This window comes from Sulfitobacter sp. 15WGC (genome assembly GCF_005068605.1).
Lineage (GTDB): Bacteria > Pseudomonadota > Alphaproteobacteria > Rhodobacterales > Rhodobacteraceae > Sulfitobacter > Sulfitobacter faviae.
This window is the reverse complement of record NZ_SZNL01000012.1, coordinates 77,988-102,805: the sequence shown is the minus strand read 5'-3', so window position 1 is coordinate 102,805 and position 24,818 is coordinate 77,988. Positions and strand designations below refer to the sequence as shown.

17 protein-coding genes and 1 pseudogene are annotated in these 24,818 nt (G+C 64.3%); 9 read left to right on the top strand and 9 right to left on the bottom strand.

The annotated features are described in order from the left end of the window. A partial coding sequence (locus FCK22_RS12060; RefSeq protein WP_169306080.1) for a response regulator occupies positions 1–945 on the bottom strand: 945 nt, incomplete at its 3' end. Between the two features lie 441 nt (positions 946–1,386). Between FCK22_RS12060 and FCK22_RS12055 the strand changes: the two genes are divergently transcribed. After that, the gene (locus FCK22_RS12055; protein ID WP_136720441.1) at positions 1,387–2,484 is read left to right on the top strand and encodes a cupin domain-containing protein; all 1,098 of its coding nucleotides are present in this window, start codon (positions 1,387–1,389) and stop codon (positions 2,482–2,484) included. On the opposite strand, the gene FCK22_RS12050 is transcribed toward FCK22_RS12055, so the two are convergent. Continuing rightward, on the bottom strand, positions 2,476–5,877 hold the full coding sequence (locus FCK22_RS12050) for an indolepyruvate ferredoxin oxidoreductase family protein (RefSeq protein WP_067265167.1): 3,402 nt from the start codon (positions 5,875–5,877) through the stop codon (positions 2,476–2,478). The two genes, FCK22_RS12055 and FCK22_RS12050, sit on opposite strands and share 9 nt — an antisense overlap. Positions 5,878–6,001: 124 nt before the next feature. Between FCK22_RS12050 and FCK22_RS12045 the strand changes: the two genes are divergently transcribed. Both FCK22_RS12045 and FCK22_RS12040 read left to right on the top strand, forming a co-directional pair. Continuing rightward, entirely contained in the window at positions 6,002–6,463 is a 462-nt protein-coding gene (locus FCK22_RS12045) for an Lrp/AsnC family transcriptional regulator (protein WP_067265165.1), read from the top strand. A 90-nt stretch (positions 6,464–6,553) separates the two neighbouring features. Further along, positions 6,554–7,666 carry an S-(hydroxymethyl)glutathione dehydrogenase/class III alcohol dehydrogenase gene (locus FCK22_RS12040; RefSeq protein ID WP_067265210.1) on the top strand — a complete coding sequence of 371 codons (1,113 nt, stop codon included), beginning with the start codon at positions 6,554–6,556 and terminating at the stop codon, positions 7,664–7,666. A gap of 32 nt (positions 7,667–7,698) precedes the next feature. On the opposite strand, the gene FCK22_RS12035 is transcribed toward FCK22_RS12040, so the two are convergent. Both FCK22_RS12035 and FCK22_RS12030 read right to left on the bottom strand, forming a co-directional pair. Beyond that, positions 7,699–9,156, bottom strand: coding sequence for a cobyric acid synthase (locus FCK22_RS12035; protein ID WP_067265160.1), 1,458 nt, complete (start codon positions 9,154–9,156; stop codon positions 7,699–7,701). A 129-nt stretch (positions 9,157–9,285) separates the two neighbouring features. Beyond that, positions 9,286–9,606: a DUF6280 family protein gene (locus FCK22_RS12030; RefSeq protein WP_007120494.1), complete on the bottom strand. Its 321-nt coding sequence runs from the start codon at positions 9,604–9,606 to the stop codon at positions 9,286–9,288. A 221-nt stretch (positions 9,607–9,827) separates the two neighbouring features. Between FCK22_RS12030 and efp the strand changes: the two genes are divergently transcribed. After that, positions 9,828–10,391, top strand: coding sequence for an elongation factor P (gene efp / locus FCK22_RS12025; RefSeq protein ID WP_067265157.1), 564 nt, complete (start codon positions 9,828–9,830; stop codon positions 10,389–10,391). A gap of 86 nt (positions 10,392–10,477) precedes the next feature. Here efp and FCK22_RS12020 read toward each other — a convergent pair whose 3' ends face one another. After that, entirely contained in the window at positions 10,478–11,224 is a 747-nt protein-coding gene (locus FCK22_RS12020; protein ID WP_067265154.1) for a folate-binding protein YgfZ, read from the bottom strand. A 64-nt stretch (positions 11,225–11,288) separates the two neighbouring features. Between FCK22_RS12020 and FCK22_RS12015 the strand changes: the two genes are divergently transcribed. Further along, positions 11,289–11,972, top strand: coding sequence for a TIGR04283 family arsenosugar biosynthesis glycosyltransferase (locus tag FCK22_RS12015; RefSeq protein WP_067265152.1), 684 nt, complete (start codon positions 11,289–11,291; stop codon positions 11,970–11,972). A gap of 32 nt (positions 11,973–12,004) precedes the next feature. Here the strand turns inward: FCK22_RS12015 and FCK22_RS12010 are convergent, their stop codons facing one another. After that, on the bottom strand, positions 12,005–13,861 hold the full coding sequence (locus FCK22_RS12010; RefSeq protein ID WP_067265149.1) for an ABC transporter ATP-binding protein: 1,857 nt from the start codon (positions 13,859–13,861) through the stop codon (positions 12,005–12,007). A 233-nt stretch (positions 13,862–14,094) separates the two neighbouring features. Here FCK22_RS12010 and FCK22_RS12005 point away from each other — a divergent pair, with 233 nt between their 5' ends. Beyond that, positions 14,095–15,303: an aminotransferase class V-fold PLP-dependent enzyme gene (locus FCK22_RS12005; RefSeq protein ID WP_067265146.1), complete on the top strand. Its 1,209-nt coding sequence runs from the start codon at positions 14,095–14,097 to the stop codon at positions 15,301–15,303. Here FCK22_RS12005 and FCK22_RS12000 read toward each other — a convergent pair. Further along, positions 15,300–16,403 carry a pyridoxal phosphate-dependent aminotransferase gene (locus FCK22_RS12000; RefSeq protein WP_067265133.1) on the bottom strand — a complete coding sequence of 368 codons (1,104 nt, stop codon included), beginning with the start codon at positions 16,401–16,403 and terminating at the stop codon, positions 15,300–15,302. The two genes, FCK22_RS12005 and FCK22_RS12000, sit on opposite strands and share 4 nt — an antisense overlap. A gap of 119 nt (positions 16,404–16,522) precedes the next feature. Here FCK22_RS12000 and FCK22_RS11995 point away from each other — a divergent pair, with 119 nt between their 5' ends. Beyond that, entirely contained in the window at positions 16,523–17,314 is a 792-nt protein-coding gene (locus tag FCK22_RS11995) for a crotonase/enoyl-CoA hydratase family protein (protein ID WP_067264668.1), read from the top strand. A 401-nt stretch (positions 17,315–17,715) separates the two neighbouring features. On the opposite strand, the gene FCK22_RS11990 is transcribed toward FCK22_RS11995, so the two are convergent. Both FCK22_RS11990 and FCK22_RS11985 read right to left on the bottom strand, forming a co-directional pair. Then, a complete protein-coding gene (locus FCK22_RS11990) occupies positions 17,716–20,649 on the bottom strand; it encodes a valine--tRNA ligase (RefSeq protein ID WP_136720440.1) in 2,934 nt (977 codons plus the stop codon). A 90-nt stretch (positions 20,650–20,739) separates the two neighbouring features. Next, the gene (locus tag FCK22_RS11985; RefSeq protein WP_067267498.1) at positions 20,740–21,180 is read right to left on the bottom strand and encodes an Lrp/AsnC family transcriptional regulator; all 441 of its coding nucleotides are present in this window, start codon (positions 21,178–21,180) and stop codon (positions 20,740–20,742) included. Positions 21,181–21,280: 100 nt separating this feature from the next. Here FCK22_RS11985 and FCK22_RS11980 point away from each other — a divergent pair, with 100 nt between their 5' ends. Together FCK22_RS11980 and FCK22_RS11975 are read left to right on the top strand one after the other, a co-directional pair. Beyond that, entirely contained in the window at positions 21,281–22,441 is a 1,161-nt protein-coding gene (locus tag FCK22_RS11980) for a type III PLP-dependent enzyme (protein ID WP_067267495.1), read from the top strand. Between the two features lie 70 nt (positions 22,442–22,511). Continuing rightward, positions 22,512–24,810 (top strand): annotated as a pseudogene (locus tag FCK22_RS11975) (xanthine dehydrogenase family protein molybdopterin-binding subunit). The last annotated feature ends 8 nt before the right edge of the window (positions 24,811–24,818 follow it).

Genomic DNA, 24,818 nt, shown 5'->3' with positions numbered 1-24,818 from the left:
CGGGGGGGTGTCGAGCTTGACCTTCTGCCGCATCGCCACGCGGCGAATGGCGCGGTCGAATGTCTTTCTGACCCGCTGAGTGCGGCTCGCATTAGGCTGGATCGGGCCACCGACGGAGAGCATCACCGTCATCGGGCTGTTGTCGTCATGGCGCAGGTCCATGCCGTCCAGCTCCCCTTGGATGAGCACCTCGATCTCGGGCCAAGCGGGCAGGCTGTCACCTGTCGCGATGCACAGAAGCGTGCCAGATCCGTTATGGGTCATCAGCAGTTGTGGGCAATCGACCACGCGCGCGATGGCCTCGGCCGCAGCGGCGATGGCGCGGGCGAATTCGGCGGTGTTGCAGGTCGCGTAAAGCTCATCGATATGTTCGATCTTGGCCGCGAAGACCTGACAGATATCAAGGTGTTGGCGTGAAAGCTGCGACAGGTAATTGCCCAAGGAGAAGGGCAGCACCAATTGATCGACCCCATTGATATGCACAGGATCGGCCAGCGCAAAATCGTGGACGCCGGGCTCGCCCACGTCTTTCAAATGCTGCGGATCAAGGCGCGGGGCGCGCTGGGTGTTCTCCAGCATGCGCTCGGCGATATGCACGCGGGTTGCGATGTCCTTCACGTCGAAAGGTTTGGTCACATAGTCGTTGGCCCCGGCGGCAAAGGCGCTTTCGATCGCGGTCGCGTCGGCGCGCGAGGTCACCATCAGGATCGGCGTGTCTTGATAGGCTTCCAGCGTGCGAATGCGGCGGCATAGGGTGATGCCGTCCATCTCGGGCATCTCGATGTCCAAGAGCAGGCAGTCGAAATGTTCTTTGGTGGTTTCGAGCAGTTCCAGAGCGGCAGCGCCGGAGGCGGCCAATGTCAAATGGGGGTAATCGGCTTCGCGGAAAACAACGGGCAGCAATTCGCGGATAAATGGGTCATCGTCGACAGCAAGAATTTTCATTTTTGGCACCTCTTTCGTGGGGCAGACGGGCAGTCCGGGTGTCTTTATAAACTGTTCACATCTAGTCCTATAAACCCGGCGAAATTGTGACGCTTCTGCACCAATACCTTGTGCCGTTGCATAAATTATTAACCATATTTTGAAGCCTCGCGAAACCATTGAATTGGCGAAGAGAGATGGCCATGGCCCCTTTCTTTCCCGCATTGCGGGAGGTGATTGCGTGGAAATTGTGCAGGCTTTCAGGCGCTATTGGGCGCGTGAGGGTGCGAAATCGGGGCGAGAATTTGCGGTTCTTGTGATCGCGCGAATTTTGCGCTGCGACTCGCTGGTCGAAAATGAGCGGTCGGGGGGAACTTTATCGGCTGTGGTGCGTAACCCCCAGTTGACGCTTTGCTTGTCGCGCGCTCAACTGCGGCGCGATACGTGAAGAGGATCAGTTAAATGCGTTTGCCCGATGATGTTTTGGCGGAATTCTTGTTGCCCACGCGGGAGCTTAGGGAGGATTTGCCTTTCTTCACCAAAGTGCTGGGCATGCGGCTTGAGACGATCTTTCCCGCGGATGATCCTTCGGTGGCAAGTTTTTCGGGCCATGGGGTGCAAGTGAGGCTTGAACGGGGGGCGGATGTGGCACCGGGGCATCTGCGCCTGCTGACCGATGCGCCCGACAGCATCGCAGAAGGGCAGCGGGAACTCACCGCACCCAATGGCACGAAGATCAAGATCCTGCCGCGTAGCCCGCGCGTGGACCAGCCCGAGACACAGCATGAGTTCGCCGTGCGGCGGCTGGCGGATGAGGCCCCATGGGTGATCGGCCGCGCGGGGATGCACTACCGCGATCTCATCCCGTCGCGCCTCGGCGGCTCGATCATCGCCAGCCACATCCGCATCCCCGATGGCGGCCCGGTGCCGGACATGGTCCATTACCACACCGTTGGCTTCCAACTGATCTATTGCTACCGGGGCTGGGTTGATGTGCTTTACGAGGATCAGGGCGATGTGATCCGGCTCCATGCCGGCGATTGCGTGACCCAGCCACCCGGCATCCGTCATCGTGTGGTTGAAGCCTCGCCCTCGATCGAGGTGATCGAGATCGGCGTGCCTGCGGAACATGTCACCACCATCGACCACGAGATGACCCTGCCCAACGGCAAAGGCGACCCTGCCCGCGAATGGGACGGCCAGACCTTCGTGCATCACGTGAAGGAGGGGGCCGAGTGGCAGCCCTTCCGCATCCCCGGCTTCGTCGCGCGCGACACCGGGATCACCAAGGGCACCAAGGGCGTGGCCGGCATTCAGGTGGCGCGTTTCGACGGCGGCATGCCGCCGCCCGCGAAGCACGACGCCGACATTCACTTCAGCTTCGTCATGGAAGGCAGCATGACCCTGAACGCCGAAGGGCAGGAGCCGCGCAAATTGGAGGCAGGCGATGCCTTCGTCATCCCGCCGGGCATGGTGGCGCAATATAGCGATTGCTCGCCCGACCTCGAATTGCTCGAAGCCGGGCTGCGCGGTGATTTCTCGACGACGCTTTTAGCCTAGGCGCGCGGCCACCTCGGCCTGCACTTTCTCGGCTGCGGCCTCTTTCACGGGGCCGTAGCCGCGGATTTCCATCGGCGCGGAAAGCACCGCCAGCGCCGCGTCATGTGGCAGGGCGGGGGCCTTTGCCATGACCTCCTCGTACCAGCCGATCAGACCGACCTCGAGCTTGCGGTCGGCACCGTAGCTGAACGGGTCGGCCCATGTGCCGCGCAGCGGTTTCATCGCCGCCAGAAGGTCGAAGGCGCGGCCCATCCAGGGGCCGAACTTTCGCTTGTTGGGGCGTCCGCGACCATCCGTGCCGGTGGGCCAAGCGGGCGGGGCAAGGTGATAATGCACCTTGTAGTCGCCCTCGAAAGTATCGGCGATACGCTCCTCGAAACCGCTTTGACGGTGCAGGCGCGCGACCTCGTATTCGTCCTTATAGGCCATCAGCTTGAACAGCGATTTCGCCGCCGCGCGCATCAGGTCGTCGGCGCCCTCGGGCAGCTTGCCCGCCAGCGCGTCGAGCTTGTCCTTGTAGCGCTGGGCGTAGGCGGCGTTCTGGTAGCCGGTGAGGAATTCCATCCGCCGCGCGATCAGGCCTTCGACACTGTCGTCGGGCGCGGGCGCGGGGGCGAAATGCGCCTCGATCGCCTGCGGGTTGCCCGCCATGACCCTGCCAAAGCCAAAGGCGGCGCGGTTCTTGTCGGGCACCACGCCGTTCAATTCGATTGCCTGCTCAAGTGCTGTGAGCGAGACCGGCACGAGACCCTTCTGCCAAGCGAAACCGAGCATCATCACGTTGGCAAAGACCGCGTCGCCCATCAGCTTCTCGGCCATGACGTTGGCGTCGAAGGCGGCGAGGTTCTCGGCCCCCACGGCCTGCGCGATCACCGCCTCGCGGTCGTCGATGCGCAGGTCGGCGTCGCGGTTCAGCACCAGATCACCGGTGGGCATCTCGGCACGGTTCAGCACGATCTGCGTCCCGCGCCGGTAATGCGCCGAGGCTTTGGGCGCGGAACTCACCACCATGTCGCAGCCAATCACCGCGTCGGCGCCGCCCTGATCGATGCGCACCTGATGCACCTCCCCGGGCCGTTTCGCCAGACGGACATAGCCCAGCACGGTGCCGAATTTCTGCGCAAAGCCGGTGAAGTCGAGCACGCTGGAGCCCAGCCCCTCGAGATGCGCCGCCATGGTGATGAGCGCGCCCACGGTCACCACGCCGGTGCCGCCGACGCCGGTCACCAGCAGGTTGAAGGGTTGGTCGAGCTTGGGCAACTCCGGCATCGGAAGCTGCGCCGACAGACCCGCCACGTCCAGCCCCGCGCCCGAGCGCTTGCGGCGGCTGCCGCCCTCGACGGTGACGAAGGACGGGCAGAAGCCGTTAAGGCAGGAGTAATCCTTGTTGCAGGTGGACTGGTTGATCTGCCGTTTGGTGCCGAACTCGGTCTTCTTGGGCTCGACGCTCAGGCAGTTCGACTCGAGACTGCAATCGCCGCAGCCTTCGCAGACCAGATCGTTGATCATCACGAATTTCTTCGGGTCGTCCATCAGCCCGCGTTTGCGCTTGCGGCGTTTCTCGGTGGCGCAGGTCTGTTCGTAGATCAGCACGGTGACGCCCGGGATCTCGCGCAGCTCGCGTTGCACGCGGTCAAGATCGCCGCGGTGATCGAAGGTGGTGCCCTCCGGGAAGTCGCCCTTGGGCAGCAGTTCGGGCCGGTCCGAGACCAGCGCGATCCGCTCCACGCCCTCGGCGCGGCAGGCCTGCGCGATGGCGGCGACGGAAACGGGGCCGTCCACCGGCTGGCCGCCGGTCATCGCCACTGCGTCGTTGTAGAGGATCTTGTAGGTGATGTTGGTCTTCGCCGCGACCGCCTGCCGGATCGCCAAGGAGCCGGAGTGATACCAAGTGCCCTCGCCAAGGTTCTGGAAGACGTGCTTGTTCCCGTTAAACATCGAAGTCGCGATCCACGGCACGCCTTCGCCGCCCATCTGGGCAAAACCCGCCGTCTCGCGGTCCATCCACGAGGCCATGACATGGCAGCCGATGCCGGAGTTCGCCTTCGACCCCTCCGGCAGCTTGGTGGAGGAGTTATGCGGGCAGCCGGAGCAGAAATAGGGGGTGCGGGTGGCGCCCTCGACGTTCAGCAGCACCGGCGGCTGGTCGGTCAGGGCGCGGGCTTTTTCGAGCAGCTTCTCTTCGGGGAAGAAGGCGTCGAGACGTGCTGCGATGATCGGCACCAGCTTCAGCGGCGACAGCTCCCCGGTCCAGGGCACCAGTTCTTCGAGGTTCTCGTCATGTTTGCCGACCATCCGCGCCGGTTTCGAGCCGGGCCAGTCGTAGAAGGCCTCCTTGAACTGGCTTTCGATGATGCCGCGTTTCTCTTCGATCACAAGCACTTCGCGTTTGCCCTTCACGAAGTCGAGCGCATCGTCCAGCGCCAGCGGCCAAACCATGCCGATCTTGTAGATATCGATGCCCAGACGGCGGCAGGCGGCCTCATCAAGGTCCAGAAGCCGAAGTGCCTCCATCGTGTCGAGATGGCCCTTGCCAGTGGTGACGATGCCGAAGGAGGCGTCCTGCGTCTCGTAGATATGCCGGTCGATCGGGTTGGCGCGCATGAAGGCCTGCACCGCGTCGAGCTTGTGGTGCAGTCGCGTCTCGATCTCGGGGGAGGGGAGATCGCCCAAGCGCACATGCAGCCCGCCCTGGGGGGCGGTGTAGTCAGGTTGCTTGAACACACGGTCGGGCGTGAGTTCGACCGAGGCGCCGCTCTCCACGGTTTCCGAGATCGCCTTGAAGCCGACCCATGTGCCCGAGAAACGCGACAGCGCGATGCCGTATTCGCCGAAGGCTTGGTATTCGGCGACGGAAGCCGGGTTCAGCGTCGGCATGAACCACGACATGAAGCCCACGTCGGACTGGTGCGGCATCGACGACGACACGCAGCCGTGGTCGTCGCCCGCCACCACCAGCACGCCGCCCTTGGGCGCGGAGCCATAGGCGTTTCCGTGTTTCAGCGCGTCGCCCGAGCGGTCCACCCCCGGCCCCTTGCCGTACCACATGGAGAAGACGCCCTCGACCTCGGCCTGCGGGTCGAGATGCGCCTGCTGCGCGCCCAAGACCGCGGTGGCGCCGAGGTCTTCGTTCACCGCCGGAAGGAACTTCACCCCCGCCTCGGCCACGCGGTCCTTGATGCGCCAGTATTCCAGATCGAGCCCGCCCAGAGGCGAGCCACGGTAGCCCGAGACGAACCCGGCGGTATTCAACCCAGCCGCGCGATCACGCCGGGCCTGATCTAGCATGATGCGCACCAGCGCCTGCGTCCCGGTCAGAAAGACGCGGCCTTCGGACTGATCATAGCGGTCATCAAGTTTATAAGTGGTAAATTCGCGCGGTTGTTCTGTCATGGGGGTCTCCTCACTGGGAAGTATACCGCAGGATGCGCGAATTTTTGCACCCATTCTGCTGGCTTTGTCGCGGATGCGCGGATAAATTATCCGCAGGTACTCCGCTGAGTGAAAGATTTACCCGATGAATGAAATGGACGCGACTGACCGACAGCTTGTCTTCCTGCTCCAGCAGGATTCGCGCCTGCCCAACGCACAACTGGCAGAAAAGCTGAACATTTCCGCCTCCGCCTGCTGGCGGCGGGTCAAGGCGTTGGAGCAGGCGGGGGTGATCAAACGCTACGCCGCCGTGGTCGACCCCAAGGCGATGGGGCTGGGGTTCGAGGCGATGGTGCATGTGCATCTGACCCGGCATGACGCCTCGGCCCTCGCCAGTTTCATCCGGGCGATCCAAAGCCGGACAGAGGTGACGGAATGTTTCGCCACCACGGGCCAAGCAGATTATCACCTGCGCGTGCTGTGTCGCGATATCGACGCCTATAACGCCTTTTTGGAGAGCTTTCTGTTCCTGCATCCGGCGGTGAATTCGGCCACGACGAATGTGATCCTACGGCAGATCAAATCCGACGCGCCGATCACCGGTTGAGGCGATCAGAGCGGCGTTTTCTGCGTTGGACATTTGCCGCATGCGTGCTTCATAAAGCAGCAGAGATCACACCCGAAGGAGAGACCCATGATGAGAACCCGTGCCGCCGTTGCCGTGGAAGCCGGCAAACCGCTTGAAATCATGGAGGTGAACCTCGAAGGCCCGAAACGGGGCGAGGTCTTGGTCGAGATCAAGGCGACCGGCCTGTGCCATACCGATGAGTTCACCCGCTCGGGCGACGATCCCGAAGGCATCTTCCCCGCCATCCTCGGCCATGAGGGGGCGGGCGTCGTGCTGGAAGTGGGCGAGGGCGTCACCACGCTGGAGCCGGGCGATCACGTCATCCCGCTCTACACGCCAGAATGCCGGGAGTGTGAATATTGCTTGAGCGGCAAGACCAACCTGTGTCAGGCGATCCGCGTGACCCAAGGCCAAGGCAAGCTACCCGACGGCACGACGCGGTTCTCCATGCTGGATGGCACGCCGATCCACCACTACATGGGCTGTTCGACCTTCGCCAACCACACCGTGGTGCCCGAAATCGCGCTGGCCAAGGTGCGCAAGGACGCGCCTTTTGACAAGATTTGCTACATCGGCTGTGGCGTCACCACGGGCATCGGGGCGGTGATCAACACTGCTAAGGTCGAGCTGGGCGCGCGTTGCGTGGTCTTTGGGTTGGGCGGCATCGGTCTGAACGTCATTCAGGGCCTGCGCATGGCCGGGGCGGATCAGATCGTGGGCGTCGACCTCAATGACGACAAGGAAGTTGCCGCGCGTTACTTCGGCATGACCGATTTCGTGAACCCCACGAAAGTTGACGGCGATCTGGTCGGGCATCTGGTTGAACTGACCAAGGGCGGCGCCGATTACTCCTTTGACGCGACTGGCAACACCAAAGTCATGCGCGACGCGCTGGAATGCGCGCATAAGGGCTGGGGCGAGAGCATCATCATCGGCGTGGCACCCGCGGGGGCCGAGATTTCGACGCGGCCTTTCCAGCTGGTCACCGGTCGGGTCTGGCGCGGCACCGCCTTTGGCGGGGCCAAGGGGCGGACGGATGTCCCCAAGATCGTCGACTGGTACATGAACGGCAAGATCGAGATCGACCCGATGATCACCCACAAACTGACTTTGGATCAGATCAACGAAGGCTTCGATCTGATGCACAAGGGTGAATCGATCCGCGCGGTCGTCGAGTTTTAAGCGTTGGGCTGGAGGGCTGCGCGCTCTCCAGCCTAGACCTCTGCCGCGAGGGAGAGGAACAGGTCGACATCCATATAGGTCTCGACATGATCGGCCAGCGCGTCCAGCGCCTCTTCGACGCCGGATTCAAAGTCCAGCGATGAGGAGACGCCGAAGCCGCCAAGATAGGCACGGCGGAAGGCATCCGAGCTGAAAATCCCATGCATATAGCAGCCCTGAACCCGGCCCGAAGGGGAGGCCGCGCCCTCGGGCGTGCCGTCGAAAGTCAGCCACGCGCGGGCGCAGTCGGGGCCGGTGGTCTCTCCGATATGGATCTCATAGCCGGTGAGGGCGGTGCCGCTGGCTGGGTGCTGGCCGGACTTTTCCGACAGATGTTTCAGCGGGGCCATCGTGGTTTCGACGTCCAAATGCCCCAGCCCGGCCACCCGCGCCGCCGGGCCTTCGATCCCCTGCGGATCGGTGATAGTCTTGCCCAGCATCTGATAGCCACCGCAAAGCCCCAGCACATGGCCGCCGCGCCGGATATGGGCGGCAAGGTCGATGTCCCACCCCTCGGCCCGGAAGGCTTCGAGGTCGGAGATCGTGGATTTACTGCCGACCATCAGTACCAGATCGGCGTCAGCGGGCAGGGGGCTGCCCGGCATGATCATCCGCAGGTCGACGCCCGGCTCGGCGGCCAATGGGTCGAGGTCATCGAAATTGGCGATCCGGGGCAGGCGCGGCACGGCGATAACGCAGCCCGAACCGCCTGAACGGGCGCGGGCGGGCAGGTCCATCACGTCTTCGGCGGGCAGGCGGTGGGCGGCGTCGAACCAGGGGATCACCCCAAGGCTCGGCCAGCCGGTACGCGCGGCGATGTCATCGCGCCCTGCGTCAAAGAGGCTGCGGTCACCGCGGAATTTGTTCACCGCAAAGCCGCGGATTAGCGCGTTATCCTCGGGGGAGAGCACGGCCTGTGTGCCGACGATCTGCGCGATCACCCCGCCGCGGTCGATATCGCCCATCAGCACCACCGACACCCCGGCGGCGCGTGCAAAGCCCATATTGGCGATGTCGCCGGCTCGCAGGTTCGTCTCAGCCGGAGAGCCCGCACCCTCGATCACGATTAGGTCGCAGCTTTCGGCCAAACGGTGAAAGGATTGCAGCACCGCGGGCATCAGGCTGGCTTTGTTGCGGCCAAATTCCCGTGCCTCTTGCTGGCCTGCGATCTTGCCTTGCACCACCACCTGCGCGCCCGTGGCGCTTTGGGGTTTCAGCAGCACCGGGTTCATATCCGTATGCGGGGCCACGCCCGCCGCGCGGGCCTGCAACGCCTGCGCGCGGCCAATCTCGCCCCCGTCTTCGGTGACGGCGGCGTTGTTGGACATGTTCTGCGGTTTGAAAGGGCGCACACGCAGGCCACGCCGGGTGCAGGCGCGGATCAATCCGGCGACGATCATCGACTTGCCGACATTGCTGCCGGTGCCTTGGATCATGATGGCTTTGGTCATGTCTGCTCGCCCTTGGTTTCGCGCAAATTGGCGCAAATCAGGGGCAGGGGAAAGCCCATCGCCGAGGGGCAGACACAAAAAAAACGCAGCCCGAAGGCTGCGTCAATTGCGCCGCTTGGCGAATATCTCTTAGGCGGCTTCGGCCTGAAGCGCGGCATTGCGGCGCTCGGATTCTTCACGCGACAGGGCGACGGATGTCCGCACGCCTTTGCCGACGAATTCCATCAAACCTTCGACGACCCGCTCGTTGGGGTCGATACCGGCACAGCTCAGAACCTCGCGGCCATCGCGCGAGCGGGCCCAGCGGGCGATCTGTTCCGGGCCGTTGCCATATTTCTTGTCATCGGCAATTGCGTCATCCAAAGCAGCTAGCACCACAGCAGCAAAGAGCTTGCGTGCGCGGTTGCCTTGCTCGTTGTTGAAAGCGGTGCCATCAACGAAATCTTTCATCTCGTCGTCCTTTCGATTATTCTTGCTCTTGTCATTCGGGCGTGGAGGCCCTTATGACGGATATCTTTTGATTCGGATACCTCTATTTAGCATATCTCCCATGCAGCTTGCGCATATCTAGTTGGTGTGGCAGCAGAGAATAACGCCTGCTTGCAGGGGACCATCCCTCCCGATATAGACCCGAACATCATATCATCAACCTTATGTCGTGGTTTTGTCACATGCCCAAGATTAACGGAAACGAGATCCGCCCCGGAAACGTCCTTGAACATAACGGTGGCCTCTGGGCGGCTGTGAAGGTCGATCACGTGAAGCCCGGCAAGGGCGGCGCCTTTGCCCAAGTCGAGATGCGCAACCTGCGCAACGGCTCCAAATTGAACGAACGCTTCCGTTCCGCCGACAAGGTCGAGCGCGTGCGTTTGGAGCAAAAAGACCAGCAATTTCTGTATGAAGACGACGGTATGCTGGTGGTGATGGACACCGAAACCTATGAGCAGGTGCAACTGCCTGCCGAGCTTTTGGGCGAGCGTCGCCCCTTCTTGCAGGACGGCATGATGATCGTGGTCGAATATCACGAGGAAGAGGCGCTGAACGCCTCCCTGCCGCAGAAGGTGACCTGCAAAGTGGCCGAAACCGAGCCGGTGGTGAAGGGCCAAACGGCGGCGAATTCCTTTAAACCTGCCGTGCTCGACAACGGTGTGAAGATCACCGTGCCGCCCTTCGTGGGCCAAGACGAAGACATCGTCGTGAACACGGAAACCATGGAATATGTCGAACGCGCTTGACGCAACGTCATCTTTGGTAAAGGAGATCAGCCCCGGCTTTGCCGGGGCTTTTTGTTTCGTGGGGGCCTTTTAGCGTCGCGCGGTGCTTAGGTCGCAGGGCCGGGCCAAGTGACCTCTGCGCCTTCGGCCTGCATCGGGCCTTTGGCACGGTCGAACCGCAGATGCGCCAAAGCCTGGCCGCCCGCTTGGGTGTAGAGCGTGCCTGCGGGTTTCCCCTCTGCCGTGATTGCCGTGCCGGGGGCGGCGCTGCCGCTGACCTCGACCCGGGTCAGCCCTTTGCGCAACTCGGTCTTGTGTTTCATCCGGGCGGTCACCTCTTGGCCGACATAGCAGCCTTTGCGGAAATCCAACCCGTTGATCCGATCGAACCCCGCCTCAAGGATAAAGGTATCGGGGGTGAGTTCGATCCCCGTCTCGGGGATCAGATGGGCCACGCGCAGGGCGTCCCAATCGGTCGCGTCCTCGGTTTGCGGGGTGTCGCGATAGGCGCGCCAGCCGATTTCGGGATGCCGCGGATCGGCTAAGGCGTCGTCGGGCGCAGGCCCGGTGCCGCGGTGCAGGTGCAGATCGGTGGGCGCGATTGTTACCTTTGCGCGCAGTTTATACATCGACAGCCGCTGGGTCAGCATATCGCCAAGGCTCTCATCCACGTCCAGCAGAACGCCTTCGCCCTCGGCGATCAGAAAGAAATCGGCCATATATTTGCCCTGCGGCGTCAGCAGGGCGGCATAGATCGGGCCTTGGTCCAGTTTGCCGACGTCATTGGTCACGATTCCTTGCAGAAAGTCGCGGGTGTCGGGGCCGGAGAGGCGCAGAATGCGGCGCGGGGTCATGCGGGTGTCCTTTGATTGCTGGCCATGACATATAACCTGTCAAAGCCATCCAAAAGGGGCAACCATGCGCGCGCCGATCTCTGTCGTCATTCCCAGTCTCAACGCGGCCACGGGGCTGCCCGCTTGTCTCGCCGCGCTCGTCGAAGGCTTGCAGGCCGGGCTGATCCGCGAGGTGATCTTGAGCGATGGCGGCTCCACGGATGGCACGCGCGCGCTGGCCGAAGGCTGGGGGGCTGAGGTCGTCTCGGGCGCGCCTTCGCGGGGCGGGCAGTTGCGGCGTGGCTGCGACGCGGCGCAGGGCGCGTGGCTCTTGGTGCTGCACGCCGACACGGTGCTGGCCCCGGGCTGGAGCGATGCGGTGCAGGATCACATGGCGCACAGAGCCGAAGGCGCGGGGTGGTTTCGCCTGCGCTTCGATCAGCGCGGTTTGGCGCCGCGTTTGGTGGCGGGCTGGGCGAACCTGCGCAGCGCTCTTGGCTTGCCCTATGGCGATCAGGGTTTGCTTTTGCCCCGCGCGCTTTATGACGCGGTGGGCGGCTATCCCGATCAACCGCTGATGGAGGATGTGGCGCTCGCCCGCGCCCTGCGCGGCCGCTTGACCCGGCTCAATGGCGTCGCCGTGACCAGTGCCGAGAAATACCGCCGTCAGGGCTGGCTGCGGCGCGGGGGGCGCAACCTCTGGACGCTGGCGCGCTATGCGATGGGGGCCAGCCCCGAGGCGCTCGCCGAAAGCTACCGGCGTTCGTGAAAGGGGCGCGGGTTTGCCCACGCCCCGCGCATTCAATTAAAGAACGCCGCCCCGATCCGCTGGAGCAGATTGGGCTGGCGCGCCCTTTCGCGGCGTTTCTTCGCGGAGAGGGCGCTGAGGCCGCGGGCATCCGATACGGTCTTTCCGTCTCGATATTGCAGGCGGTAGAGGTCGGCATAGATGCCGCCGCGTTCCATCAGCTCGTCATGGGTGCCCTCATCGGTGACGCGGCCCCGGTCCATCACCACGATCTTATCCGCGCTGCGGATGGTCGACAGCCGGTGTGCGATGACGATGGTGGTGCGGCCCTTGGCGAGGCGATCAAGCGCATCCTGCACGACCTGTTCCGATTGCGCGTCCAAGGCGCTGGTGGCCTCATCCAACAGCAGGATCGGCGTGTCGCGCAGCAGGGCGCGGGCGATCACCACGCGCTGGCGCTGCCCGCCCGACAGGGCTGAGCCGCGTGGGCCCACGCGGGTTTCCAGCCCCTGTTCCAACTGCGGCAGGAAGTCCGCCACATGGGCGGCTTTCAGCACCCGGTCGAGCTCTTCATCGGTGACATTCTCGCGGCCCAGCACGATGTTTTCGCGCAGGGTTTCATCGAACAAGAGCGCCTCTTGCGTCACGACAGAGAAGAGGCCGCGCAGGTCCGGTATGGTCATCGCGCTGGTGTCGACCCCGCCGATCCGCACGCTGCCGCTTTGCGGGTCCACCAGCCGGGTGAGCAGGTTGAAGATGGTCGATTTCCCCGCCCCCGAGGCCCCGACCAGTGCGGTCGTCTGGCCCGCTTTCGCGGTCAGGTCCAAGCCGTTCAACACCTTCGTGTCACCATAGGAGAGCGAGACATCTGTCAGGGTCACATCGGGCGGGCCATCGGGCGCGGCCTGCGCTTTGTCCGGGCTGCGCAGGTGCAGGGGCGCGTCGAGCAGCTCTTTGATCCGTTCCAGCGCGGCGGCGGCCATCTGCCATAGGCCGCTGATCGCCCCGAGACGCCGCAGGGGGGAGAACATGAACCCCAGCGAGGTGAAGAAGGTCATGAACTCGCCAATGGTTTTGTTGCCCGCGATGATCTCGGAACCGCCATAGACGATCACGGCCATGAAGCCGATGCCCGACATGATGTCGATCATCGCTGGGATCGCAGAGTTGCCAAAGGCGGCACGGACTTCGGTGCGGATAAAGGTGCGGGTCAACTCGCGGTACTGGCGGGCCTGGTAGTCCTCCAGCGCGTTGAGCTTGATTTGTACGATGCCGTGGAAAACCTCGTCCAGCCGGGTCGAGAGGCTGGCTCCGATATCGCGCGCCTCGCGCGAGCGGGCGCGGACGAAACGCTGGGCGATGGCGGCGGGCAGCACCATCAGCGGCACGCCGACCATTGCCAGAAGCGCCCAGATCGGGTCAATCGCGATGGCCACGCCCATGAGGATCACCAGCCCCACCAGATCGCGCCCCGCGCCGGTGATCACCGCACGCCAGACATCGCTGACCGCATTCACATCCGATTGCACGCGTTGCACCAGAAAGCCGGGCGGGTGGCTTTGGTGAAAGGCGCCGTCTTGCTGCATCATCCGGTCAAGCAGGTCGATGCGCAGATCCGCCGCCGTGCGCTGTGCCACGCGGGTCAGCAGCACCTTTTGCACCACCGTGGCGAGCGCCCGCAGCGCAAAGATCGCCACCAGCACCAGACCGACCCAGACCAGCGCCCCACGGTCGCCGCCGACGAAGACGCGGTCAAACATCGGCTCCATCAGTTTGGCCAGCACGCCCAAGGTGGAGCCTTCGATGATCATGAAGATCACCGCGATGGCCATCAGACCGGTGTGTTTCTTTAGATAGTCCCGCCAAAGCCAGCGCATCAACTGCGCGGAGGTGTAACTGTCATCATTCATACCGGTGCCTGATCCTTTTGGGCAGTCTGATCCCGTGTACGAAAGCCGCGCAGGCAGGGCAAGGCATCGCGCAGGGCGCGCAAGGCGGGCAGGGGGTGGCCTGCGCGCGTGGAAGGGCGGCGCGGGGGCGCGCCTTACCTAAGGTCCGATCGCGTGTTGACCCCGGCCTGCCGGGCAGTAAGCTGCGCGCGACCGTCCCCCGGTCACGCATTTTCAAAACGGCAGCCAATATCATGATAAAGCAGAATAAACTCGCCCCCGGTCGTTCGTACCTCGCCATTCCCGGCCCCTCGGTCATGCCCGACGCGGTGCTGAGCGCGATGCACCGCGCGGCCCCCAATATCTATGAAGGCGAGTTGGTCGAGATGATGCCTGCACTGGCCGCTGACCTGAAGCGCGTGGCGCGTACAGATCGTCATGTGGCGATGTATATCAGCAACGGCCACGGCGCTTGGGAAGCCGCGCTGAGCAATGTCATAGCCCCCGGCGACCGGGTGTTGGTGCTGGCCACGGGGCGTTTCGGCCATGGCTGGGCCGAAATGGCGACGGGGCTGGGGGCGGAGGTGGATATCCTCGACTTTGGCCGCAACGCGCCCGTCGACCTCGCACAGGTGGCCGAACGCCTGAAGGCCGACAGCGGCCACCAAATCAAGGCGGTGATGGCGGTGCATGTGGACACCTCAAGCTCGGTCCGCAACGATGTGCCGGGCCTGCGCCGCCTGTTGGATGAGGCGGGCCACCCCGCGCTCTTGATGGCCGATTGCATCGCGTCATTGGGCTGTGAGCGCTTTGAGATGGACGCTTGGGGCGTTGATGTCATGGTCACCGCTTCGCAAAAAGGGCTGATGGTGCCGCCGGGCATGGCCTTCGTCTTTTTCAACGACCGGGCCGAGGAAGCCCGTGCGCGTCTGCCCCGCGTGAGCCGCTATTGGGACTGGTCGCCGCGCGCCCATGCGCAGGAGTTTTATCAATACCACGGCGGCACGGCGCCGACGCATCACCTCTACGGCCTGCGCGCCGCCCTCGATATCATCCATGAAGAAGGGATCGAGCAGGTCTGGCAGCGCCATGAAACGCTGGCCCGGGCGGTCTGGGCGGCCTGTGAGGCGTGGTCGGCTGAGGGCAGCCTGCGGTTCAACATCGAAGACCGCGCCCTGCGCAGCCATGCCGTCACCGCGCTGCGGCTGCAAGCGCCCCATGCGACCGAGTTGCGCGATTGGGTGCAGGGCAATTTGGGGCTCACACTGGGCGTGGGTCTGGGCATGGCCCTGCCGGGGGAACCTGCGTGGCACGGGTTCTTCCGCCTTGGCCATATGGGCCATGTGAATGGCCATATGATCATGGGGCTGCTTGGCGGGATCGAAGCCGGGCTTTCGGCGCTGAAGATCGACCACGGGCCGGGCGCCTTGCAGGCGGCGGCGGAGGTGATCGGCGGGGCTTAAGCCCCGCGCGCGTCCGCTAAGGCCTCGGGCAAGGCGGCGGCGAAGTGATCCAGCTCCTCCGCCGTGCTGCAACTGATGCGGATGCAGCGGTTTTGCGGGGCGGCAAAGGGCATGCGCACGAAGATCCCCCGCGCCACCAGCGCGTCGAGCACCGCCTTGGCGAAAGCGCCATCGCGGCCACAGTCGACCGCGACGAAATTGGCGGCAGAGGGGAGGGTGCTGAGCCCGTTTTCTTCGGCGATTTGGGCGATCCGGCGGCGGGCTTCGGCGATCTTGGTCTGAACCTCTTTCAGGTAGCTCTGATCCTGCACCGCCGCCAAAGCCCCCGCCTGCGCCGCGCGGTTCAGGCCAAAGTGATTGCGGACCTTGTGAAAGGCGGTGATCAACTCGGGCGCGGCGATGGCATAGCCGATCCGCGCCCCGGCAAGGCCGTAGGCTTTGGAGAAGGTCCGCATCCGGATCACCCGCGGGTCATCGGCGGAAAGTTCGGGTGCGGTGCCCTCGGGGGCGCATTCGATATAGGCTTCATCCAGCAACAGCAGGCTGCCTTGGGGCAGGTCGTCGAGCGCGCGTGCCAGTGCCGCGCCCTCATGCCAAGTGCCCATCGGGTTGTCGGGGTTGGCGAGGTAGACCAGCTTGGCATCCACCTCCGCCGCCTTGGTGAAAAGCGCCGCCGGGTCTTCGTGATCGTCGCGGTAGGGCACCCTGTGCAGCACGCCGCCAAAGCCCGTGACGTGGTAGTTGAAGGTCGGGTAGGCGCCTTCGGAGGTCACCACCGCATCGCCTTCGCCCACCAGCAGACGGACGAGATAGCCCAGCAGCCCGTCGATCCCTTCGCCGACGATGATGTTCTCGGGCGCGATGCCGTGCAGTTCGGCCAGCGCCGCGCGCAACTCCATGCTTTCAGAATCGCCATATTTCCACATCTCGGTCTCTGCCATGGCCGCGATGGCGCGGGGCGAGGGGCCAAAGACGTTTTCATTGGCGCCAAGCCGCGCTTTGAAGGGGCGGCCAAGGACGCGCTCCTGCGCTTCGGGGCCCACGAAGGGGACATTGGCGGGCAGGCGTTGGGCGAGGGGGGTGAGGCGTGCATATGTCATGCGCCAAGGTGTAGGGGCGGGCCCGTGAGAGGGCAAGTGCCGCAGCACCTGCCGCCACGTTTTGCTGGTGCCGCGCGGTGATCTGCGGTGAACTGCGCCAAACATTCAGGAGAACAGCCATGCCCCGCGTCACCACCCGGATCGAAGACCATATCGCCCATGTCACCCTCACCCGCGCCGACAAGATGAACGCGGTGGATGATGAGATGATCGAGGCGATCATCGCGGCAGGGCAGGAGGTTGCGGCCTCGGACGCCCGGGTGGTGTTGCTCTCGGGCGAGGGCAAAGGCTTTTGCGCGGGCATTGATATTGGCGGGCTGTCGGGGATGCTGGGGCAGGATGTTGAGGCGCTGATCATGCCCCGCAGCCATGGCGAGGGCTCGACGAACAAATGGCAAGAGGTGTCGATGGTTTGGCACCGTTTGGAAATCCCGGTGATCGCGGCGCTGCATGGGGTGGTTTTCGGCGCCGGGATGCAGCTGGCGCTTGGGGCAGATATTCGGATTGCCGCGCCGGATACGAAGCTCGCGGTGATGGAGATGAAATGGGGCATCGTGCCGGATATGGGCGGTATGGTGCTGCTGCCGCGGCTGGTGCGCTCGGACGTGTTGCGGCGGTTGACCTATACCGCCGCGCCCGTGGAGGCCACGCAGGCCGAGCGTTGGGGGCTGGTGACCGAGGTCGCCGAAGACCCGCAGGCGGCGGCGTTGGAGCTGGCGCAGGTGATCGCGGGGAAGGGGCCGAACGCGGTGAAGGCGGCGAAACGGTTGATTGGCTATGCGGAGTCGGGGGCGTCGGATTTGGATGTGCTTGAGGCCGAGTCGCGCGAGCAGGCGGCGCTGTTGGGCAAGCCCGAGCAGATGGAGGTGATCGCGGCGGAGTTCGGCAAGCGGCCTGCGGTGTTTAAGTAGGACGGCAAGCGCGGCATTGGCCTTGCGCCTGACAGCCCGGAATCAAGGCCGCAGGCCGCCGGGCAGCGCCAGACCGCCCGAACGGGCTGGCGCTTTTGCAACCGAAGTGCTGTCCTGTGAGCTTGGCGTAAGTGCTGCGGGGATAAATTGCCCAACTGGCGCGTTAGATGCGCCAACCCGCGGTCTGGCACTCCCCGGCTAGCACGCCGATTGCCCGTCTCGCTACAGCCCGGAAACAAGGCCGCAAGGCCGCCGGGCAGCGCCAGACCGCCCCCGGGCTGGCTCTTTTGCAATCGAAGTGCATTCCTGCGAACTTGGCGTAAACGCGGCGGAGATAAACTGCCCAACTGCCCCCTATGCAGCGCCATCCCGCGGTCTGGCGCTGCCCGGCTTTGTTGGTCTCAGCCCAGTTCCGCCAACCGGTCCAGTGCCGCCTGCAATTGGTCCGCCTCTTCCTGACGCGCCGCGAGGTTCGCCTGCGCTTCGGCCACCACCTCTTCCGGCGCGGAGGCGGCGAACTTGGGGTTGTTCAAACGCCCCTTCAGCCCACCGATCTCCTTGCCCAGCTTGTCGAGCGATTTCTGCAGACGCGCCTTCTCGGCGTCGATGTCGATGAGGCCGGCCAAGGGCAGGCCGAAGCTCGCCCCCGGGGCCGCGATCGAGACGGTGCCCTTGGGGAAGCTGTCGGCCTTCTCGAGGCTCTCAACCCGCGCCAGACGCTTGATCATCACCTCGTTGCGGTCCCATGCCCCTTGTGCTGCCTCGTCCATCTCTGTCACCAGCATCGGCACTTTCAGCCCGGCGGGCACGTGCATCTGCTGGCGCGCCGAGCGGATGCTCTCGATGAGGCCGATCACCCAATTGAGCTCCCGGTCCGCGTCGGCATCGAGCAGATCGGCAGTGGTGTAGGCGGGCCAATCGGTGAGGGCCAGAAGCTCATCGCGCTTGGCGGTGGTCTGCCAGAGCTCCTCGGTGATGAAGGGCATGATCGGGTGAAGCAGGATCAGGCATTGCTCCAGCACCCAAGCCATGGTCGCACGGGTTTCCGCAGCCTCGGGCGCGTCGTCCTGCAACAGAGGCTTCGACAGCTCCACATACCAGTCGCAGACCTTGCCCCAAACAAAGGCGTAGAGCGCGTTGGCCGCGTCGTTGAAGCGGAAGTTGCCGAGTGCGGCATCGACCTCCTCGCGCACCCGGGCGGTCTCGCCCACGATCCACTTGTTCAGCGTGGCGGTGGGCTGCGGCAAGGCGGCGGGCATGGCCTCAAACACGCCGTTCATCTCGGCAAAGCGATGCGCGTTCCACAGCTTGGTGCCGAAGTTGCGGTAGCCCGCGATGCGCTGCGTCGAGAGCTTCAGATCGCGCCCCATCGCCGCCATCGAGGTCAGGGTGAAGCGCACGGCGTCGGCGCCGTAGTCGTCGATCAGCTCCAGCGGATCGAGCACATTGCCCAAGCTTTTCGACATCTTCTTGCCCTTCTCGTCGCGCACCAGCGCGTGGACATAGACGGTGTCGAAGGGTTTTTGGTCGACCACGGCATATTGCATCATCATCATCCGGGCGACCCAGAAGAAGATGATGTCGAAGCCGGTGACCAGCACGGAGGTGGGGAAGTATTTTTCCAGCTCCGCCGTCTGCTCGGGCCAGCCCAGCGTGCCGATGGGCCAGAGGCCGGAGGAGAACCACGTGTCGAGCACGTCGGGATCGCGGCGCAGGGTCTTGCCCGGCGCCATGGCCTGCGCCTCTTCCTCGGTGGGGGCGCAATATTCGTTGCCCTCGTCGTCGAACCACACCGGGATCTGATGGCCCCACCAAAGCTGACGCGAAATGCACCACGGCTCGATGTTCTCAAGCCAATGGAAATACACCTTGCGGTCCTGTTCGGGCAGGATCGTCACTTCTCCCGAGCGCACGGCGTCGATGGCGGGCTGCACGATCTTGTCGGTGGCGACGAACCACTGGTCGGTCAGCATCGGCTCGATCACCACCTTGGAGCGGTCGCCGAAGGGCTGCATGATCTTCTTGGCCTCCACTAGCGGCACGAGGTTCTCTTCCTCGGTGCGCATCTCGCCGCCCTCGCCGGGCTCGACGGGGGCCTTCTTGGCGGCGCGGCCAAGGCGGGGATCGGTCGCCTCGGTCATCACGGCGAGGCCTTCGGCTGTCACGTCTTCGACCACGCGCTTGCGGGCCTCGAAACGATCGAGGCCACGGTAGGCTTCCGGAACCAGGTTGATCTCGGTTGCGTCCTCGGGCGCGGCTTCGGAGCCCTCGGCGATGGCCTGCGCGCGGGCGGCGGCCTGATCGTAGGGCAAGCCATCGGCGCGCATCCGGCCTTGGGTGTCCATCAGCGCGTAGAGCGGGATGTTGTTGCGCTTGGCGACGCCGTAGTCGTTGAAGTCATGCGCACCGGTGATCTTCACCGCGCCCGAGCCGAAGTTCTTGTCCGGATATTCGTCGGTGATGATCGGAATGAGGCGGCGCTGCTCTTTCGGGCCAACGGGAATTTCGCAAAGTTTACCGACGATTGAGGCGTAACGCGCATCTGATGGATGAACTGCAACAGCACCGTCGCCCAGCATGGTCTCGGGCCGGGTGGTGGCGATGGAAATATAGTCGCGCTCTTCCTCGAAGAGCACGTTGCCGTCTTCGTCCTTCTCCACATAGGTATAGGTTTCACCGCCCGCGAGGGGGTATTTGAGGTGCCACATGTGGCCGTCGACCTCGGTGCTCTCGACCTCGAGGTCGGAGATCGCGGTCTCGAAATGCGGATCCCAGTTGACCAGCCGCTTGCCGCGGTAGATCAGCCCCTTGTTGTACATGTCCACGAAGACCTTGATCACGGCATCGTGGAAGTTGCCTTCCTCGCCCTCGGGGGCGCCGGGCGCGCCGGACATGGTGAAGGCGTTGCGCGACCAGTCGCAGGAGGCACCCAGACGGCGCAGCTGGTCGATGATCGTGCCGCCGGATTTCTGCTTTTGCTCCCAGACCTTGGCGGTGAAAGCCTCGCGGCCCAGCTCGCGGCGGCCGGGCTGGCCGGTGGCGGCCAATTCGCGTTCCACCACCATCTGCGTGGCAATCCCCGCGTGGTCCTGACCCGGCTGCCACAGCGTGTCGAAACCCTGCATCCGGTGCCAGCGCACGAGGATATCCTGTAGCGTGTTGTTGAAGGCATGGCCCATGTGCAGCGAGCCGGTGACATTCGGCGGCGGGATCATCACCGAGAAATGCGCGTCCCGCTGCGCATTCGCGCCCGCTTTGAACGCGCCCTTGGTCTCCCAATCGGCGTAGATGCGGCTTTCCGCCTCGGCGGCGTTGAAGGTCTTTTCGAGTGCCATGGTCATGATCCCTTTTGTTGCGCCCCGTTTAGCGCTCTGGCGCGGTAAGGGAAAGACCCCTGACAGGGGCTTGAGGCGCGGGGGCAGGGCTCAGCCGCTGCGGTCGATCTTGGTGCTGAGGTGGATCAGGCTCTCACTGCCCTTGACGCCGCGCGTCTCGCCAATGCGGTCGAGGGTCTCGTCCAACTCCTGCGTGGTTTGCGCCGCGATCTGCACCAGTAGGTCAAAGCGGCCCGAGGTGGTATGCACCACCTGCACCGCAGGCAGGCTGCGCAGCCGCGCTAAAACCGCGGGGCCTGCGCGCAGCTCGATATTGACCAGCGCCGTGGCATGTAGCGGCGCGCGGGCCGCTTCGCCCAAACGCAGCGTATAGCCGAGGATGGCGCCGCCGCGTTCCAACCGTTCCAGCCGGGCTTGAACGGTGGTGCGGGCAAGGCCAAGGCCGCGCGCCAGATCGGCGACCGGCTGGCGAGCATTGGATTGCAGCGCCGCGATCAAAGCGCGGTCGGTATCGTCAAGTTGTGCCGTCATGCTGTCACTTCGCCCAAAGTTCGCATCACTTTAGGCGGTATGACACGATGAATCGACCAAAATTCGCGCTTCACTGGGGAAAAGCAGTGAAGAGGCCCCCATGCAGCATATCACTCCCCTTTCCGACACGCCCACAGCCTATCTGGCGAAACACCGCCCCGACGCGCCGGCGTTGTTTCTGGCCCCTTCGGTGCTGCAAGCCACCGCGCGGCGGTTTCAGGCGGATTTCGACGGGCTGGTGACCTATGCGATCAAGGCGAACGACCGGGCGGAGGTGCTGTCGAACCTTGTCGCGGCAGGGATCACCACCTTCGATGTCGCCTCTCCGGCAGAGATGGCGGCGGTGCGGGCGGTCTGCCCGCAGGCGGTGCTGCATTACAACAACCCCGTGCGCTCGACCTCCGAGGTGGAGGCCGGGATCGCGGCGCGGGTCTATAGCTGGTCGGTCGACGACATGTCGGAACTGGCCAAGCTGCGCGACGTGCCGCGCGACAATGAGGTGGCGGTGCGCTTTGCCTTGCCGGTGAAGGGCGCGGCCTATGACTTCGGCTCAAAATTCGGCGCGGTCCCTGAAGAGGCGGCGGTGCTGTTGCGCGCGGTTGTCGAGATGGGGTTCACGCCGTCGATGTGTTTCCACCCCGGCACGCAGTGCAACGATCCGCAGGCTTGGGTGCAATATGTCCATGCGGCGGCGGATATTCTGCGCATGGCCGGTGTCTCGATCGACCGGCTGAACATCGGCGGGGGCTTCGCCGTGGACCGTGGGTTTGACGCGCCGGACCACCGAGCCGTCTTTGCCGCCGTCAAAGCGGCGCTGGCCGAGAGCTTTGGCGCGGGTGCGCCTGCGCTGCTCTGCGAGCCGGGCCGTGCGATGGTGGCCGATGCCGCCGTGTTGGCCACCCGCATCAAGGGGATGCGCAACGACGGGCGGACTGTCTTTCTGAACGATGGTATCTATGGCGGGCTGCCTGATCTGCGCGACATGGGGCTTTCGGGGCTTGTCGATGTGGTCGGCCCCGATGGCATGCGGCGTCAGGGGGCAGCCAAGCCGCGCGTGGTCTTCGGCCCGACCTGCGATTCGCTGGACCGTCTGCCCGATGGGCTGCCGCTGCCCGAAGATGCGCAAACCGGGGATTACCTCTTGTTCGGCGGCATGGGGGCCTATTCCATCGCCATGTCGACCGCCTTCAACGGCTATGGGTTGGCAGGGGTGACACTGGTCTCAAGCCTTGAAGGCGCGCTTACCCGCAAGGCGGCCTGAGCCTCTGGACACTGGCGGCGCGCCCGCTACTGTTGCGCTGAAAGAGGCAGGGCAGCAAGGGCGGTGTCAGATGGAAAAGTTCGGGAAAAGCCAGCCGGTCAAACGGGTGGAAGACCACCGCTTCCTGACCGGTGCGGGCCGCTATGTTGATGATATCGCCCCCGCCGAGGCGCTGCATGGCGTTTTTTTTCCGCGCGCCCGTGGCCCATGGGGTGATCACTGAGTTGGACGTAGACGATGCCCGCGCGGCGGATGGCGTGCATCTGGTGCTGACCTGCGCCGATCTGGAGGCGGCGGGACTGAATATCGCCCTGCCGCATACGGTCGTCGACAACCGTGATGGCAGCAAAGGGGCGGCACCGCTGCGTCCGATGCTGGCCAAGGACCGCGTGCGCTATGTGGGCGAGCCGGTGGCGCTGGTGGTGGCCGAGAGTTTGCAACAGGCCCGCGACGCGGCGGAGATGATCCTTTTCGACGCTGACGATCTGCCCGCCAAGATGGATGTCGCCCAGGGCGGTGAGACCCTGCATGCAGAGGCCCCCGACAACCGCGCCTTTGACTGGCATATGGGCGATGAGGCCAAGGTCGAGGCGGCTTTTGCCAAGGCCGCCCATCGCGTCAAGCTGGAGGTGGGGGATAATCGTATCATCGTCAACTCCATGGAGCCGCGTGGCTGCTATGCCGAATGGACAGAGGGCCGGTTGCATGTGGCGCTGGGCGGGCAGGGCGTCTGGGCGCATAAGGGGTTTCTGACCAAAGCCTTCGGCCTGCCCGAAGACGCGGTGCGCGTGACCAATCCCGATGTGGGCGGTGGGTTCGGCATGAAGGCGATGACCTACCCGGAGTATTTCTGCGTGGCCCAAGCCGCGCGGGCGCTGGGCCGTCCGGTGCGCTGGATGTCGGAGCGGACCGAAGCCATGCTCACCGACAACGGGGGGCGCGATCTGTTGTCTTGGGCCGAGTTTGCCTTTGACGAAAACCACAAGATCACCGCCTACCGTGTCGATACACGCTGCAACCTTGGGGCTTATAACAGCCAGTTCGGCCAGCCGATCCAGTCGCAGCTCTTCTCCAAGGTCTTGATGGGCGTCTATGACGTGCAAGACACCTATCTGCATGTCGAAGGGTTCTACACCAACACCGTGCAGGTCGACGCCTACCGTGGGGCCGGACGGCCCGAAGCGATCTATGTGCTGGAGCGGCTGATGGACCGTGCGGCGCGTGAGTTGGGCGTCGATCCGTGGGAGTTGCGGCGGATCAACTTCATCAAGCCTGAGCAATTCCCCTATACCACTGCCACGGGCGAGCTTTACGACGTGGGCGATTTCGCGCGGCTGCTGGCCCGTGTGGGGCAAGAGGCCGACCGCGACGGTTTTGCCGCGCGCCGGGCGGCGGATGCCAAGCGCGGCCTGCTGCGCGGTCAGGGGCTGTGTTACTATATCGAGAGCATTTTGGGCGATCCCTCCGAAGGGGCCAAAGTGGTTTTCGAGGGCGATGGCCGGGTGACGATCTATGTCGGCACCCAAAGCAATGGGCAGGGGCATGAGACGGTCTATGCGCAGTTCCTCTCGGATCAGACTGGCATCCCCGCCGAGCGGATCGACGTGGTGCAGGGCGACAGCGATCTGATCAAGAAGGGTGGCGGCACCGGCGGTTCGCGCTCGGTCACCACGCAGAATACGGCGACCTTGGCCACAGTGGCGAAGATCACCGAAGTCTTCACCGCCTTTCTGGCCGAAGAGTTGGGCGTCGCTGCTGCGGATATCACCTTTGACGACGAACGCTTTCGCGCGGAAGGGTCGAACATCAGCCCGACCATGCTTGAGGTGGCCGAGATGGCCCGCGCCAAGGGCCGGGACGATCTGCTGAGCCATCACGAACGCGCCAGCCTGCCGGGGCGCAGCTATCCCAACGGGGCGCATGTGGCCGAGGTGGTGATCGACCCCGAAACCGGGGTGGTGACGCTCGACCGTTACACGGTGGTCGACGATTTCGGCAATCTGATCAACCCGATGCTGGCCGAGGGGCAAGTCCATGGCGGTGTGGCGCAGGGCATTGGCCAAGCGGTGCAGGAGCGGGTGGTCTATGACGAGGACGGCCAGCTTTTGACCGCCACCTTCATGGATTACGCCATGCCCCGCGCGGCCGATCTGCCGATGATCTCCTTCACCTCCGAACCGGTGCCCTCCACGGCCAATGTCATGGGCATGAAGGGCTGCGGGGAGGCGGGCACCGTTGGCGCCTTGGCGGCGGTGTCGAATGCGGTGCAAGATGCCCTGTGGGAACGCGGCGTGCGGCAGGCAGATATGCCGTTCACCCCGCACCGGGTCTGGGAGATGCTGCAAGGTGCCGCAATCGCAGCCGAGTAAAACCCTGT